Origin of the sequence: Noviherbaspirillum suwonense, from assembly GCF_900182955.1 — a bacterium.
Lineage (GTDB): Bacteria > Pseudomonadota > Gammaproteobacteria > Burkholderiales > Burkholderiaceae_D > Noviherbaspirillum_A > Noviherbaspirillum_A suwonense.
Window position 1 is genome coordinate 184639 of sequence record NZ_FXUL01000008.1, and the last position, 15709, is coordinate 200347.

General features: G+C 63.2%; 11 protein-coding genes. 3 read left to right on the plus strand and 8 right to left on the minus strand.

What is annotated here, in order from left to right; translation table 11 throughout:
• Nucleotides 1–642 precede the first annotated feature (642 nt).
• Together QOL82_RS12810 and QOL82_RS12815 are read right to left on the minus strand one after the other, a co-directional pair.
• Nucleotides 643–3228: a bifunctional aconitate hydratase 2/2-methylisocitrate dehydratase gene (locus tag QOL82_RS12810; RefSeq protein WP_283442664.1), complete on the minus strand. Its 2586-nt coding sequence runs from the start codon at nt 3226–3228 to the stop codon at nt 643–645.
• 203 nt (nt 3229–3431) lie between these two features.
• The gene (locus QOL82_RS12815; RefSeq protein WP_283442665.1) at nt 3432–6119 is read right to left on the minus strand and encodes a bifunctional diguanylate cyclase/phosphodiesterase; all 2688 of its coding nucleotides are present in this window, start codon (nt 6117–6119) and stop codon (nt 3432–3434) included.
• A 551-nt stretch (nt 6120–6670) separates the two neighbouring features.
• Between QOL82_RS12815 and QOL82_RS12820 the strand changes: the two genes are divergently transcribed.
• A complete protein-coding gene (locus QOL82_RS12820) occupies nt 6671–7282 on the plus strand; it encodes a CHRD domain-containing protein (protein WP_283442666.1) in 612 nt (203 codons plus the stop codon).
• Here QOL82_RS12820 and QOL82_RS12825 read toward each other — a convergent pair.
• Both QOL82_RS12825 and QOL82_RS12830 read right to left on the minus strand, forming a co-directional pair.
• Nucleotides 7279–8520, minus strand: coding sequence for a DUF418 domain-containing protein (locus QOL82_RS12825; protein ID WP_283442667.1), 1242 nt, complete (start codon nt 8518–8520; stop codon nt 7279–7281). The two genes, QOL82_RS12820 and QOL82_RS12825, sit on opposite strands and share 4 nt — an antisense overlap.
• Nucleotides 8521–8665: 145 nt before the next feature.
• Nucleotides 8666–10855 (minus strand): alpha/beta hydrolase domain-containing protein, encoded by a 2190-nt coding sequence (locus QOL82_RS12830; protein ID WP_283442668.1) that lies wholly within the window; start codon nt 10853–10855, stop codon nt 8666–8668.
• A 186-nt stretch (nt 10856–11041) separates the two neighbouring features.
• Between QOL82_RS12830 and QOL82_RS12835 the strand changes: the two genes are divergently transcribed.
• Nucleotides 11042–11467 (plus strand): group I truncated hemoglobin, encoded by a 426-nt coding sequence (locus QOL82_RS12835; protein ID WP_283442669.1) that lies wholly within the window; start codon nt 11042–11044, stop codon nt 11465–11467.
• A gap of 30 nt (nt 11468–11497) precedes the next feature.
• On the opposite strand, the gene QOL82_RS12840 is transcribed toward QOL82_RS12835, so the two are convergent.
• Together QOL82_RS12840 and QOL82_RS12845 are read right to left on the minus strand one after the other, a co-directional pair.
• Nucleotides 11498–12640, minus strand: a complete 1143-nt coding sequence (locus QOL82_RS12840) for a zinc-binding dehydrogenase (protein ID WP_283442670.1) — start codon at nt 12638–12640, stop codon at nt 11498–11500.
• Between the two features lie 210 nt (nt 12641–12850).
• On the minus strand, nt 12851–12991 hold the full coding sequence (locus QOL82_RS12845) for a hypothetical protein (protein WP_283442671.1): 141 nt from the start codon (nt 12989–12991) through the stop codon (nt 12851–12853).
• A 232-nt stretch (nt 12992–13223) separates the two neighbouring features.
• Here QOL82_RS12845 and QOL82_RS12850 point away from each other — a divergent pair, with 232 nt between their 5' ends.
• Complete coding sequence (locus QOL82_RS12850; RefSeq protein WP_283442672.1) at nt 13224–14711, plus strand: sensor domain-containing diguanylate cyclase; 1488 nt, start codon at nt 13224–13226, stop codon at nt 14709–14711.
• A gap of 44 nt (nt 14712–14755) precedes the next feature.
• Here the strand turns inward: QOL82_RS12850 and QOL82_RS12855 are convergent, their stop codons facing one another.
• Both QOL82_RS12855 and QOL82_RS12860 read right to left on the minus strand, forming a co-directional pair.
• Nucleotides 14756–15454 (minus strand): TetR/AcrR family transcriptional regulator, encoded by a 699-nt coding sequence (locus QOL82_RS12855; protein WP_283442673.1) that lies wholly within the window; start codon nt 15452–15454, stop codon nt 14756–14758.
• Nucleotides 15455–15514: 60 nt separating this feature from the next.
• The coding region (locus QOL82_RS12860; protein ID WP_283442332.1) for an isochorismatase family protein at nt 15515–15709 on the minus strand (195 nt) is incomplete at its 5' end.

The following is a 15709-nucleotide window of genomic DNA, read 5'->3' on the forward strand; positions in this document are numbered from 1 at the left end:
TGGCCGAAACCGGACCTTCATTAAATGCAGCAAAAGTTCTGCCTAAAAAGCCTTAGCCTATGACGCAATCCAAACGCTGAATATAAAGTAAGAAGTCGGCATGACTCATTACGAAAACTCAGCTCCACTGTTGGGATCGAGATCTATTGCCAAAGAGCCGCCAAAAAACAGCCAACGGGCAGCGTTACCGCGTCATGCAGCTTGTCCCGAACACAATTAGTCGTTACTACCGCATTGGCTGCGGTCGCAATGTCCATTTTAGTGCGCGACCGGTGTGCACGACCTGTACGCGATCTGCCTGTATCCGACGTCTCGCTCGAACCGGACGTCATCTGTTCCATCAGCAGCCGAACTGGGCCGCCGTGTCGATTCGCCCGGCACCTGAAGCCATACCTTGCCGGAGTCCTGTATCACACGGCGGAAATTGGGCGCCAATACGGCAGAAGAGATCAACACCCGGATCAAGGCTGCCAGGCAACTGCCTTGCGGGCAGCACGACGACAATTACCTTTACTAGAAAATCCGCGCCGCCTCCCCTCGCCAATCGGTGAAGAACAAAAAAAGGCCAACCGTCGCGGTTGGCCCTTGTCTTCGTCAGACCGCACTTGCGCGGTCCTTGCTGCTTAACTTAATGCATGCTGCTTACATCTGCACCGTGTCCGCGACCTTGCTGAATTCCTCCAGCTTGTCGAAGTTCATGTAGCGATAGATGTCCGCCTCATTTCCCTCCAGCGCGCCGGTGTTGGCCATGTACTCTTCCTTGGTCGGAATCCGGCCCAGTATCGAGCAGACCGCGGCCAGTTCAGCGGAACCGAGGTAGACGCGGGTATCGACGCCCAGGCGGTTCGGGAAGTTGCGGGTCGAGGTCGACATCACGGTTGCACCCTTGCGGACCTGCGCCTGGTTGCCCATGCACAGCGAGCAGCCCGGCGTTTCCATGCGGGCGCCGGTGCGGCCCAGGTTGCCGTAGTGGCCTTCCGAGGTCAGCACCTGCGCGTCCATCTTGGTCGGCGGCGCGATCCACAGCTTGACCGGGATGTCGGACTTCCCTTCCAGCAGCTTGGAAGCTGCGCGGAAGTGGCCGATGTTGGTCATGCAGGAACCGACGAAGACTTCGTCGATCTTGTCGCCGGCGACGTCAGCCAGAGTCTTCACGTCGTCCGGGTCGTTCGGGCAGGCGACGATGGGTTCATGGATATCGGCCAGGTCGATCTCGATGACGGCCGCATACTCGGCGTCGGCATCCGGCGCCAGCAGGTCCGGCTTCGCGAGCCAGGCTTCCATTGCGCGGATGCGGCGCTCCAGCGTGCGCTTGTCCTGGTAGCCGTTGGCGATCATCCACTTCATCAGCGTGACGTTGGAGGTCATGTATTCCATGATCGGCTCCTTGTCCAAATGCACCGTGCAGCCGGCGGCGGAACGCTCGGCCGATGCGTCCGACAGCTCGAACGCCTGCTCGACCTTCAGCTTGGGCAGGCCCTCGATTTCGAGGATGCGGCCGGAGAAGATGTTCTTCTTGCCCTTCTTCTCCACGGTCAGCAGGCCGGAGCGGATCGCGTACAGCGGAATTGCATTGACCAGGTCGCGCAGCGTGACGCCAGGCTGCATCTCGCCCTTGAAGCGCACCAGCACCGACTCGGGCATGTCCAGCGGCATCACGCCGGTGGCGGCGGCGAACGCGACCAGGCCGGAGCCGGCCGGGAAGGAAATGCCGATCGGGAAGCGGGTGTGCGAGTCGCCGCCGGTGCCGACGGTGTCGGGCAGCAGCAGGCGGTTGAGCCAGGAGTGGATCACGCCGTCGCCGGGGCGCAGCGCAACGCCGCCGCGGTTGGACATGAAGGCAGGCAGTTCCTTGTGCATCTTCACGTCCACCACTTTCGGGTAGGCCGAGGTATGGCAGAAGGACTGCATCACCAGGTCGGCCGAGAAGCCGAGGCAGGCCAGGTCTTTCAGCTCGTCGCGGGTCATCGGGCCGGTGGTGTCCTGCGAGCCGACCGTGGTCATCTTCGGTTCGCAATAGGTGCCGGGACGAACGCCCTCGCCTTCCGGCAGGCCGCAGGCGCGGCCGACCATCTTCTGCGCCAGCGAGTAGCCCTTGGCCGATGCGGCCGGGTTCTGCGGCAGGCGGAACAGCGTCGAGGCCGGCAGGCCCAGCGCCTCGCGCGCCTTTGCGGTGAGGCCGCGGCCGACGATCAGCGGAATGCGGCCGCCGGCGCGCACTTCGTCGAACAGCACGTCGGACTTGACCGTGAATTCGGCGATCACTTCACCATTCTTCAATGCGCGGCCTTCGTACGGACGCAGTTCGATCACGTCGCCCATGTCCATCTTCGACACGTCGAGTTCGATCGGCAGCGCGCCGGCGTCTTCCATCGTGTTGTAGAAGATCGGCGCGATCTTGTTGCCCAGACAGACGCCGCCAAAGCGCTTGTTCGGGATGAAGGGGATGTCTTCGCCGGTGAACCACAGCACCGAGTTGGTCGCCGACTTGCGCGAGGAGCCGGTGCCGACCACGTCGCCGACATAGGCGACCAGGTTGCCCTTGGCCTTCAGCGCGTCGATCTGGCGGATCGGGCCGATCTTGCCCGCTTCGTCAGGGTAGATGCCGGGGCGCGCGTTTTTCAGCATCGCCAGCGCATGCATCGGGATGTCCGGGCGGGTGGTGGCGTCCGGCGCCGGCGACAGGTCGTCGGTATTGGTTTCGCCGGTGACCTTGAACACGGTCAGCGTCATGCTTTGCGGAACTTCAGGACGCGAGGTGAACCACTCGGCGTCGGCCCACGACTGCAGCACGGCCTTCGCATTCGCGCTGCCCTTGTCAGCCAGGTCCTTGACGTCATGGAAGTAGTCGAACATCAGCAGCGTCTTCTTCAGGCCCTCGGCGGCGACCTCGCCGACTGCCGGGTCGTCCAGCAGGTCGATCATGGGCTTGATGTTGAAGCCGCCCAGCATGGTGCCCAGCAGGCGGGTAGCCAGTTCGCGCGAAATCAGCGGGCTGGACTCGGTGCCCTTGGCGACCTGCTCCAGGAAAGTGCTCTTGACGCGGGCGGCGTCGTCCACGCCGGCGGGAACACGGTGGCTGATCAGTTCGACCAGGAAGGATTCTTCGCCGGCAGGCGGGTTTTTCAGGAGCGCCACCAGGTCGGCGGTCTGCGGTGCAGACAGCGGAAGCGGAGGAATGCCCAGGGACGCGCGTTCGGCGACGTGGGAGCGGTACGCAGCTAGCATGAATGTGCTCTTCGGATAGGGTGTGGAAGAAAGTCGGGAAGCGGAAATCAAACGTTTTCCATTTCGCGCACCATTGTACCGCAATCAGTCTTATATAAGACATAAGACCAGCTGAAATAGTCGGGATTGTTGTATGGCAGCAATGGGACTGCAAATCCGGCCGCCTGGCTTTGCGCCTGGTTCAGGCCGATCGCATGCGCTGTTTATTCGAGGCGGTCGGCATTTTCAGCGGCGACACAGAAACCCGGCACGTCCCCCGCTTCAATGGGCTTGCTGAACAGGAAGCCCTGGAATTCGTCGCACGCAAGTTGTCGCAGGAACTGAAGCTGCGCTTCGGTTTCGACGCCCTCCGCAATCACCCTGAGTCCGAGGCCATGCGCCAGACTGAGGATGGATTGAACAATGGCTTCGCTGCCGGATTCGGCGCCGAGATCGCGGACGAAAGCGCGGTCTATTTTCAACGCCTGAACGGGGAAGCGCTTCAGATACGCGAGGCTCGAATACCCGGTGCCGAAATCGTCGATCGATAAACTGATGCCCAGTTGCCTGATTTTCTGCAGAACCATTTCAACATCTTCCGCATGGCTCATTGCCGTGCTCTCGGTGATTTCCAGTTCGAGGTTGAGCGGATCGGCGCTGCTCAATGCAAGGCAGCGCTCGATCATGGACAGCAGGTCTTTCTGGCGAAATTGTCTCAGCGATAAATTGACCGCTATCTTCAACGGCAGGCCAAGCTGCCGGTTCCAGGCGGCGAGCTGCCGGCAGGCTTGTTCCAGCACCCAGGCGCCGATCGGCACGATCAGCCCGGTAGTCTCCGCGATCGGAATGAATTGTGCCGGCGATACATCGCCAAGCACCGGATTCTTCCAGCGCAATAGCGCTTCGAATCCAACGATCTTCCCGGTGTCGATGCTGACTTTCGGCTGGTAGACGATGCGCAATTCATTGCGGGACAGCGCCCGCCTGAGGTGCGTTTCAATATTCAGATTCACCAGGAGCGGGGAATGCCCGCTCTCGGAAACATAATGAATCGGCTCGGCCGCCTCGGTGCGGGCATTGTGCTTGGCAATATCGGCAAGACGCAGCAATTCGTCTGCATTGCGTCCATCCTGCGGAAAAATGGCAATGCCGATCACCGGGCCAAAGTAAAACTCCTGCTGCCCGATCAGGACCGGCGCGCAAAGCCGCTCGTGCACATTCGCTGCGAAATGCCCGATCGATGAATCGATTTCGCCATGCGGCGCCATCAGCGAAAATTCATTGCTCTTCGTGCGGGCAATGCAGATTTCGCCCGGAAGAAATGAACGCAATAAGGCCGCAGCCTGGCGGATGGCTTCCTCGCAGGCCGCGTGCCCCGCGAGGTCAATGATTTCCTGGACCCGTTCGAGCGAAATGACCAGGATGGCAAAACCGTTGCCGGGCAACGTGGCGGACGTCCGCTCGGAAACGATCCGGTTGAACTGGTTCTGGTTCGGCAATGCGGTCTCCGGATCGAAATCGACCAGGTAGGCGACGCGCATTTCCGCCTGCTTCCATTCGGTAATATCGGTCAGCACATTGACCCGCTGCTTGTGGTCATTTTCGCCGTCAAGCTTGCTGCTCGCATGAATGACCGTGCGCGGGATCCCTGCCCCGTTCTGCATTTCGGCTTCGGCGACGACCATCCGGCCCGGGTGTGTCGGGTCGTCGTGTCCGTCATGCATCCTCGTGTTTATCCCGGAAGGCAGTGCATCGGTTTCGGGAGCGCCGATCAATTCTTTCTGGCCGCGGCCGACGAAATCCGCGAACGCCTTGTTGATCAGCACAATCTTGCGGAATTCATCGACCACCCATACCGGCGTCGCCAGCGTATCCAGAATCGTCCTGACGTAATTGGCGTTCCTGGTCAGGCGCCGTTCGCTGCTTTCAAGCTGTCCGATGAGCGCATTGCGGCGCCCGGCATCGCGCCCCACTCGCCAGGCGAGAAAAACTGCGATGGCGGAAATCAGGACCAGGAAGAATACGGCAGCCCGCATTTCTTCTTTCCAGAATGCCAGCGCGACCGATTTGTCCCGTCCGACGATGACAAGCAGCGGAAAAGGATCGACCGACGCATAGCCATAAATACGCTCGACGCCATCGACCGGACTTTGCGCGATGAAAGTACCCCGCTTTTCAGAGCGCAGATATCTTTCGAACAATGGCGATTTCGAAAACGACTGGCCTATCGCATTGACCAGTGTAGGCCCCCGGACCAGCATGACGCCGTCATGACCCATCAGGGTTACCGAGCCGCCTTTCCCGAGATCTACCGAATTGTAGATATTCTGGAAGAATCCGGTGCCGGCCTGGACCAGCGCGGCGCCGGTTTTCCGATGCCGCTCATCCATCAACTGGCGGCTGAAATTCACCGTGGCCTGGCCGGTGCCGGCATCCACATCGCTTAATTCGACAGTCAGCCCGGTCGGCGATGCCGCCGAAGGATAAGCCGGTAATTTCCGATTGCCTTGTTCCTTATTGGCGGGATTGGCCGCCAGGCTTCGCGCAACCAGCACCCCGTCGGCATTGAACAGGTAGCCGCCCATGAAAAAGTCTTCCAGAGTGACAAGCTGCATTGCCGACTGCAGCATCGATTCGGGTGCGACGCCGGCGCCGCTGGCAGACTGCTGCTGGATACGGGTCAGAATCCCGTCGACCGCCTTGGTCGACGTGAACGTGTGGGCTGCGAAGGCGGTGGCGATGTTCCGGAGATTGGTCGCTTCCTGGTTCAATGTGTCGCGGTAACTGGCGGCGAGAATGGCCGTGGTGGCTGCCGCCAGAATGGAAAGCAGCATGCCGACCGCGGCAATGAGCGGCCAGCGGGAATTCCTGTAATGCTGCCCGACGGGGCCGGTTGTTGAAATGGGTTCCATCAGGCATAAAAAGGTTACGCGACAGGACCGGCTGACTTGTCCGTGCCATGAGCACCGGGTTCAAAGAATACGGGATCGGGAAAACGTGCGATCGATCGTCTCGGCTGGAAATGGGTAATGCCATTCCGCGCTGAACCTATTGGGTTGCACAAATTAAAATATTGGCGATGCGAGTACGGGCTGAATCTGTTTCCAAATCGAATTGTTAAATCGGCGAAAAAAGAGCGCTAGTGTAACCCGCCTTGCAGCAGAGCAAACAATGCAATGACGACATTCAATTCAAAAACTTGCGCAGGATCGCCGCCATGCCATTACCGGATTTATTAAAACGTTGACGTATTCATAAAGGAATGAAAGCGAAACCAAATGGAAACTCTGGCCACGCCGGCGTCCATTCCGCCGGTCAATTGCCGGATTTTTTTACATGACTTTCGGTCGACCCAACCGCACTGCCGGTAACAAACTGATTTCCTTGAGTTTTTAATTACAGGCGCGAAGCTTGCTTCGTTCCAGGCACGACGCTTACCGGTGGGACCATTGGAGGAAACGACATGAAACCACGCACACGCGATCTGCTGATAGGACTGGCGCTTTGCGCGAGCGGCGCCAGCCAGGCAGCCATTTACACGACGCAGTTATCGGGTCCGGCGGAAGCGCCTCCCAATACCTCGGCGGGCACCGGAAGCGCCATCGTCAACTTCGACACGGCGACCCATGTCTTCAGCATCGACATGAGTTTCAGCGGCCTGACAGGGACGACGACTGCGTCCCACATACACTGCTGCATTGCGCCCTCCGGAACGGCTCCGGTCGCGACCCAGGTTCCGACATTCAATGCTTTCCCGCTGGGTGTGACGAGCGGAAGTTACAGCCGCACCTTCGACACGCTGGATATCACAAGCTGGAACACGCCCTTCGTGGCGGCCAATGGCGGCACGGCGGCAGGCGCGGAAGCCGCATTCGCGGCCGGGCTGGCCGCGGGCACCAGCTATCTGAACGTCCATACGACGGCATTTCCGGGCGGCGAAATACGCGGCTTCCTGACCCCCACCGCGACCGGCCAGGTGCCCGAACCGCCTGCCCTTGCGCTGCTTGCGATCAGCGTCGGCGCGCTCGTCGCGGCACGGCGCCGGCGCAGCACGTCGGGCAAGGCCATGCGCTAGCGGCGCAGGCTATCGAGGCGCACGGCGCTGCGCCGCCCGTAGATCGCCTCGATCGGCCCCTGCGCATGCCGCGCCAGCCACCAGCGGCTCAGCAGCACCTGCAGCACCATGATGGCGGCCGCGAGCGCCAGCAGCAGCGCTGGCCTGCGTTCGGCCAGCGCGCCCAGGCCGAGTCCGGCGCCCTGCAGCAGCAGCAGGCCCAGCAGCGACTGGCCCAGGTAATTCGTCAGCGACATCCGTCCAACCGGCGCGAGCCAGTCGAACAGCAGCCGGCGGGCGCCGCCGCGCGCCAGCATCACGGACGCCAGGTAGGCCGCGGCCAGCACCGAGCCGCCGACCGGCAGCAGCGCGAACACCAGGTCGTTCCACGGTTGCGGGTGCACCGGATTGATCGCCTGCGCCAGCGCCATGGCTGCCCAGACCAGGTTGAAAGGCAGCCCGATGCACAGTCCCACGGTGCGCACCCGCCGCCACAGGTCCAGGTGCCGGTGCGGCCTGGTCAGCCAGCCGAGCCGGACGGACAGCATCCCCAGCAGGAACAGCGCGAGCAGGTGCGGCGCAAGGAAGACCGAGCCCAGGGTGATCGACGCATAGTCGCCGACACGCTGCGCGATCACCTCGTCGGATGCGGCGGACAGGTAGACTGCATGCGCGGCAAGCGCGTCGTCCACGTAGCTGATCGCGTCCTGCTCCAGCGCGCCGTCGTCCGCGCCTGGCCAGGCGACCATCACGTTGACCGCGACCAGCAGCAGCCAGGCAGCCAGCCACGACCAGGCGCCGAAGCGCACGCGTGACAGGCGGGCGCCGGCCATGTTCAGGATAAGGAAACCGGTCAGGCCGTAGACAGTCAGGATGTCGCCGGCCCAGATCAGCATGCCGTGCAGCAGGCCGACGCCGAGCAGCCACGTCAGCCGGCCGCGATAGCTGTCGCGCACGCTGCGCCAGTCGGGAAGGCGCTTCCTCAGCGCCGCGGTCTGCAGCGCGAAACCCGCGCCGAACAGGAAAGCGAAGATGGGGTAGAACTTTTGCTCGGCCAGGAAAGCCACGAGGAATACGGCGGCGCGGTCGGCCCAGGACGGGTCCGGCATCACGCCATAACGCAGCGCGCCGAAACCCCACACGAAGGACCAGACGTTGACCAGCAGGATGCCAAACACGGCGACGCCGCGCGCGGCGTCGATCTGCACCGCGCGCGCCGGTTTCGGCTGCGCCGGACCTGCTGTGATGATATTGCCCATGCAACGCCCGACACCCTGGCCTGAAAGGCATGCAGCGTACCAAAAATCGTCGCGCAGGGCTTGTGCGCAAGCGTGTAAAAGCAACAAGCCGGCGCATGCATCGACATGCGTGTAAAGAAGGGCCGGTCCTGCGCCGGCCCCGCAGTCACCAGGTATAGGCCCCGTAGGTCGGGCTGCCGACGATGGTGACGGGCTGCGCCGCCTTGCTGATATAGGCATCCACGTCCGCCTGCAGCAGCAGCCGCTGCGCCTTCAGCGCATTCGCCGCGGCAGTGCGCGCCGCGACCAGGCCGGCACGGTCGCCGTAGCGCTCCTCCAGCGAAGGCCGCGGGTCGCCCGCCGCCTGCCTGACCGCGGCGGTCGGCGCGAACACGAAGGACGAGCCGGCCGCCTCGCAGCCGTCGGTGCCGTCGGCCTTGCCGCCGAAGGCGGCCGAGCGCAGGTTCCAGCCGGTATTGGTCGCCACCGGCGCCACCACTTCGGGCAGGCGGATGCCGGCGACGTCATTGCCGTCGGCGTCGACTTTGGACACGGCGTTCGGGTAATACCTGCCGGTCGGCTGCGGCGGATAAATGTCGAGGATGCCGGCGTCGAACCGGCTGCCGAAGTTGAACTGGTTCCGCACCGTGACCAGGCCGGAATACAGCGCTTTCGGGATGGTAGGGAAGCCCAGCGCCGCCTGCGGCACGGTGCCTATGCCGATGCTGGAGAACGGTCCGGTGCTTGCGAACACCGCCGTCCCGGCCGCGGTGCTGGGCACGGCGCTCGGCGGCGGCTGCGTGCCATCCACCCATTGGTCGAGTGCGACGAACAGCGCGCGCAGCGCCGGGTTCGGGTCCACGCCGCTGCCGAACTGGGTGCAGGTGGTGGGCGCCGCGGTGGTCGGCGACGCATTGCCATGCTGCGATCCCGCAATGTAATAGTTGCGCACGTTGGCCGGCTCGCGCACGTCGGCCCCTGTCGCGGGATCGGTCGTCAGCAGCGATCCGCCCTTGACCCAGTATTCATTGCCGGAGATGACATTGATGACGACCGGGCAGGTGCCGGTCGCGGTGCAGCGCACATTGCGGCCGTCTGTCTTGCCCGACAGCGGGTCGGTCGTGGTCGTATAGGAAAACGGGAACACGCCTTCCGCGTTCAGGTGGTTCTGGCGGTTGCGCTCGGTGCGGCCGGCCTGGGCGAAACGGTAGTTCAGGCCCAGCCCGTTGCCGCCGCCTATCCAGTTGAAGACGCCGTCAAACACTTTCCGGCCATTGCCGTCCTGGTTGAAGCCGAGCCAGATGAAGTCGTTCATGAAACGCGCCGGCTGCGACAGCGACCAGGACAGCACGCGGTCGACGCTGCCGGCGACGGGATTGGGTGTGCCCAGGCTGTCGGCCCGGGCGCTGCGCAGGAAGGAAACGAAGTCGCGCTGCGCCGCGAAGCCGATGCCGGCGACATACGGGTCGACGGCGGTGAAGTTCAGCTCGTAGATCCAGCTTTGCTGGAATGCGGCGCCGCCGGCCAGCGCAATCGTGTTGGGGCCGGTCCATGACCAGTCGGTCGGCGGCACCACGGTCGGCGTGTCGGTCGTGTAGTGCCGCTTCGTGAGCGTCGCCCTGGTGGTGTCGGTGGTCGCGGTCTTGTAATAGGTGGTGAAGGACTTCGTGGTCGCATTGTCGATCACGATGTATTCGTAGCTGGGACCGGTGATGGCCGAACCATCCGGGTTTTTGGCGACCGGCAGCGTGATTTTCAGGCTGTCGGCCGTGGTGTCGTTGGCGACCTCCCCGTCCCAGCCGGCCCAGGCCAGCGTGTAGCCCTGGTTCATCAGGAAGCCGGCGCCCGCATCGGCGGCAGTGCTTGGATTATTCCCGCCGGCCGACTGGTTGAAGGAGCCGAACTGCTTGGTCCCGCGGTTGTTGACTTCGAAGAACAGCTTCCTGTTTCCTTTGGATGCGTCGACCGGCTTGAGCAGGTAGAAGTCCATTGAATATTCGACCATGCCATTGGCATTTTTAGGCGCCAGCGCGATATCGGCGATGACCTTGTTCCTCGGGTCGTTCGGGTCGAGCTGGCCGGTGGCGGTGCCGCGTATCTTCTGGTAGGCGCCGACCGCGCCGAAGGCCTTGCCGCCGAACGTGACTGCCTCGCTGCTCGCTGCGTCCAACACGATCTTTGTGATGCCGCTTGCCACCGCCTGCGTGGAAGGCGTCTGGCTGCCGCCGTTGTTGCCGGCATTGTTGCCGGCGCTGTTGTCGTTGCTGCTGCCGCCGCAGCCGGCCAGCCCGGCAATGACGAATATGGAAAGGAATGCATGCCGGAACCGTCCGGGCATGCGGGATCGATTTTTCATTGCGGTCTCCATTCTGGTTTTAGTTTTTTAATGCATAAAAATTATCCCGCCGCCTAAAAGTGTGCACAACAAGCTGTTGTAAAAATCAATTGAGCGCAATCAACGACCTGCAATGGTCGCTGGACAATGTGGCGTTAAATAAACTGCGGGGGCTAAAATAGGCGCATCCGTTCACCTGTCCAAGCCATGTACCTAAGAAGTTTTTTCATCGGCGCCCTGTTCGGCGCATCCGTTCTGCCTGCTCTTGCCGCATCCGACAAACCGCTCTACGACCGCCTCGGCGGCATGCGGCAAATTAACGACATTGTCAGCAAGACCATAGACCGCACGTCCAGCGATCCCCGCACGAAGCGTAGTTTCGAAGGCATCAAGCTTGCCGCGGTGAAGGAAAGCGTGGCCCAGCACCTGTGCGAACTGTCCGGGGGGCCCTGCAAGTATGAAGGCGCATCGATGGCCAAGGCGCACGCTGGCCTGGCCATCACGTCGGAAGAATTCGACATCATGGATGCTTATCTCGCCGAAGAGCTGAGCGCGCACGGCGTGGCCGACGCCGACAAGGCCGAGCTGCAGAAGCTGCTCGGCCCGATGAAGCCGGACGTGGTTGGGAAGTAAAGGCGCCGCCTGGCGGCCGGCCCTTTGCAGCTAGCCCTTGGCGGGATTGATCAGGTACTTGGTGCCGGTGGCCCGCTTGCCGTAGGCGGCCAGCGCGTCGGCCTGCAATGCTTCCGCGAGCGACACGACCTTGGTGTAATGGCTGGCGAATGTCGTCTTGAGTTCATCGGCGACGCGCTGCTTGAGCTGCTGCACCCTGGCCGGCTCGATCTTTTGCAGGAAGGGGAAGAGCAGCCATCCGCCCATGCTCCAGGTCATGCCGAAGTCGCGCACCAGTTCGGTCGGACGCGTGTCGAGGCCGCCATAGATGTAGACCTGCTTGAACGTGGTCGAGCCGTAGCGGCTGTATTCCTTCGCGGTGCGGTTGGCCGCGGCTTCCATGCAGCTGAGGATCTGCCCGGCCAGCCGGCCGCCGCCGATCGCGTCGAATGCAATCGTGGCGCCGGTCTCGACCAGCGCATTGGTCAGGTCCTCGATGAAGCTGTCCGACGTGCTGTCGACGACATATTTCGCGCCGTCCTTGCGCAGCAGTTCTTCCTGCTCCTTCGAGCGGACGATGTTGACCAGCGCGACGCCGTCCTTCTGGCAGATGCGGTTGAGCATCTGGCCGAGGTTGGACGCGGCGGCGGTGTGCACCAGCGCCTTGTGGCCTTCGCGGCGCATGGTCTCGACCATGCCCAGCGCGGTCAGCGGGTTGACGAAGGAGGAGGCGCCGTCGGCCGGCGTCGCGCCTTCCGGCAGCAGCAGGCACTGCTCGACCGGCACCGCCCGGTATTGCGAATACATCGCGCCGCCAAGCACGGCGACCGTCTTGCCCATCAGCTTCTGCGCGGCTTCCGACGCGCCGGCGGCGACCACCACGCCCGCGCCTTCGTTACCGACCGGCATCGACATGTCCAGCCTGGCAGCCATTGCCTTCATGCCCTTCTCCGGGATGCGCGCGGTGGCGACCGGGCCGTGCTCGCCCTGCGTCACGGTCACCGTGCTCATGTCGGCGGCGCCGAACAGCAGGCCGATGTCGGATGGGTTGATCGGCGACGCTTCGATGCGGACCAGCACCTCGTTGTCGGCAGGTGTCGGGACAGGCACGCTGACCAGCGAAAGTTCGAGTTCGCCGGTGTTCTTTACCAGGGAACGAAGTTGCAATGCGGTCTTTTCGCTGACGGAATTCATGGTGGATCTCCTTCGTGGGTGTTGTCGGATTTTTACGGCGCTGCCGATCTTATCACCGCGTGGTCGAAGGGGTTGACGGGACGGTCCGTCACGCGGCCCCGTCCTCCGCCCCGCTGCCCTTCCGGTACTCGCGCCACGACCGTATGCCTTCCCAAAGCAGCACTTCCCACCACAACATGAATTGCTCGAACAGGAACATGATGGACCTCACTAATTAATAAGGATGAGCCCGATGACTTCGATGACTTCGATGGCTCGGTTGTCTCCGATGGCAATGGCGGCGGTAAAGGCAATGACCCGTACTGCAATTGCCGCGCCGCTACTTGATGCTGGACGGAAGCGGTATTGCACGGAGCGTGCCACCGGCCGCTGGCAGGCCGCAGACGACGGTTTACCCCTGCATTCAGGGCATGGAGCGGCCGGATGGCGCAGGAAGTCCCCGGAAAGCGCGCAATGATGTCGGGCCGGACCCGACAGTCAGGTCCGACACAGTCGGGCCGGCGACGCCTGGCCGCGCCGGCTAGTAAAATTACGGGAACCCGCAAGCTCCCGGTCCCCGATCCCGAAGAAAAATCAGCGAACCATGACAGACCCCTTTCAGCAGCCGGAAGGCACTTTCACCCAACATGACGAAGACGCCAGCATGTTCGACATCGCACCGGTGTCCCTCTGGCTGGAGGATTACAGCGGCGTCCGGCGCCAGTTGCAGGAATGGCAGGACGAGGGCGTCACCGACCTGCGCGCCTTCCTGCTGGCCGACCTGTCGCGGGTGCAGCGCTGCAGCAGCCAGATCCGGGTGCTGCGCGTGAACCGCAAGACCCTCAGCCTGTTCGAAGCCGGCAGCAGCGAGCAGCTCATCGCAAACCTGGCGCGGGTATTCAGGGACGACATGCTCGAAACCCATGTCGAGGAACTGGTGCAGCTCTGGGACGGCAAGCCCGGCTTCACCAGCAACGCGGTCAACTACACGCTGACCGGGAAGCGGCTCGACATCCAGCTCAACGCGACCGTATTGCCCGGCCATGAAGGCACGCTGGCGCGCGTACTGGTCGCCATCGAGGATGTCACGCCGCGCGAGGCGGCGCGGCGCAGGCTGGACCGCAGCGAGAACTATGCGCGGGCGCTCTTCGAGCATTCGCCGGTGTCGCTGTGGGTCGAGGACTTCAGCGTCATCCGCGGGCTGATCGAGGAAGTGCGCGCGCAGGGCATCGACGACTTCCGCGTCTTCACCGACGTGCACCCGGAATTCGTGGACCGCTGCATGGAAAACATCCGCGTGATGGATGTCAACCGCCAGACGCTGCAGATGTTCGCCGCGCCCGACAAGGCGACGCTGCTGAGGCAGACCGACGCGGTGTTCCGCGACGAGATGCGGCACCATTTCCGCGAGCAGCTGATCGAGCTATGGAACGGCAAGCTGTTCCAGCAGCGCGAGGTGGTGAACTACACGCTGGCCGGCGACAAGCTGCATGTGTACCTGCAGTTCTCGGTGCTGCCCGGCCATGAGCAAGACTGGTCCAAGGTGCAGGTCGCGCTGATCGACATCACCGCGCGCAAGAAGGCGGAAGCCTATCTCGAATACCTGGGCAAGCATGACGTTCTGACCAAGCTGAAGAACCGCGCGTTCTATGTCGACGAACTGAACCGCCTGGAGCGCAGGCAGCCCTTCCCGGTGACCGTGATCGTCACCGACCTCAACAACCTGAAGACCATCAACGACGAACTGGGCCATGCGGCCGGCGACGCGCTGCTGCGGCGGGTCGGCGAGGTGCTGGGCGAGGCGGTGGAGGCGCCCTGCTATGCGTCCCGGGTCGGCGGCGACGAGTTTTCCATCCTGCTGCCCAACACCGACGAGCGCGCCGGCGCCGTCGTCGTCGAGCGCATACAGAAGCTCATCGAATTGAACAACCAGTACTACTCGGGCGTCACGCTCAGCCTGTCGATCGGCGCGGCGACCACCGGGCCGGGCGAGAGGCTGGAGTCGGTCGTGCAGCGGGCGGACAGCGAGATGTATGCGGACAAGCGCCGCTACTACCTGGCCGGCGACGTGCCGGACCGCCGCAACAAGTAGGCAAAAGGGAAACGGCGGAGGCGACTACAGTCGCGGCCGCGCGGCTACTTGCCGGACGGCGTGACCGGCGCTTCCAGCCCGCCGCTCACGAAGGTCGTGATCTGCTCGAGGATTTCATCGGGGTCGTCCGGATTGCAGACATCGCTGGCAAGCTGTTCGAGCCGGTGCGTGTCCGAGAAGGCATACATGTAGGCGCCGACCATCAGCGTCACCCGCCAGTAGATGTCCTTCTCCGGCAGGTGCGGCAGCGCCTTGCGCAGCGCGTCGACATAGGCGCGGGTCGACACGTCATAGGCTTCGTTGCGCAGCTGGTAGGAAATTTCCGGCGGTTCGGTGTGCAGCCGCGACTGCAGCCGGATGAACGCCCGCCCCTCGGGCGTGGCCCGCAGCGCCAGGGTCGGCTTCAGGAAGGCCAGCACGATGTCGCGCACGGTCGGCGGCTCGGCCTGCGCCATCAGCGCCGCCAGGTTGTCGAGCCGGGCGTCCGAGATCTTGCGGCTGCGGCGCAGGAACACTTCCTCGAACAGCCCGAACTTGGAGCCGAAGTAATAACTGATCAGCGCCTGCGTCACATTGGCCTTCTGGGACACCTCGCGCAGCGTGGTGCCGGCATAGCCGAGGTCGGCGAACGTGACCTCGGCGGCGTCCAGCATGGTTTCGCGCACGTTGCCGGTCGCGCCTTCCGGCCGCCCTATCCTGCCGCGCTTCGGCGCTTCCACTTCCGCCAGCCTTGCCTTCGCCATCTGCGTTTCTTTCTCGTCGTTCCGGATCGTCGAGCCCGGATTCTAGCAAAGCGCGGCCATTCAGGCCGTTGCCGCCAGCGCCTGCGCCAGCGGCATCACCGCCGCATACTTCTGCCGCATGTCGAACAGGTTGGCTTCGTGCGGACCCAGCGCCCTGTCACCGACGCAGTCTTCCACCACCAGCGGCCGGAAACCCAGCGACATCGCGTCCACCACGCTGGCCCGCACGCAGCCGCTCGTCACGCTGCCCGCCAC

Coding starts and splice junctions, on each gene's coding strand:
- QOL82_RS12810 (WP_283442664.1), bottom strand. CDS start 3,228: ATGCTAGCTGCGTACCGCTCCCACGTCGCCGAACGCGCGTCCCTGGGC.
- QOL82_RS12815 (WP_283442665.1), bottom strand. CDS start 6,119: ATGGAACCCATTTCAACAACCGGCCCCGTCGGGCAGCATTACAGGAAT.
- QOL82_RS12820 (WP_283442666.1), top strand. CDS start 6,671: ATGAAACCACGCACACGCGATCTGCTGATAGGACTGGCGCTTTGCGCG.
- QOL82_RS12825 (WP_283442667.1), bottom strand. CDS start 8,520: ATGGGCAATATCATCACAGCAGGTCCGGCGCAGCCGAAACCGGCGCGC.
- QOL82_RS12830 (WP_283442668.1), bottom strand. CDS start 10,855: ATGAAAAATCGATCCCGCATGCCCGGACGGTTCCGGCATGCATTCCTT.
- QOL82_RS12835 (WP_283442669.1), top strand. CDS start 11,042: ATGTACCTAAGAAGTTTTTTCATCGGCGCCCTGTTCGGCGCATCCGTT.
- QOL82_RS12840 (WP_283442670.1), bottom strand. CDS start 12,640: ATGAATTCCGTCAGCGAAAAGACCGCATTGCAACTTCGTTCCCTGGTA.
- QOL82_RS12850 (WP_283442672.1), top strand. CDS start 13,224: ATGACAGACCCCTTTCAGCAGCCGGAAGGCACTTTCACCCAACATGAC.
- QOL82_RS12855 (WP_283442673.1), bottom strand. CDS start 15,454: ATGGCGAAGGCAAGGCTGGCGGAAGTGGAAGCGCCGAAGCGCGGCAGG.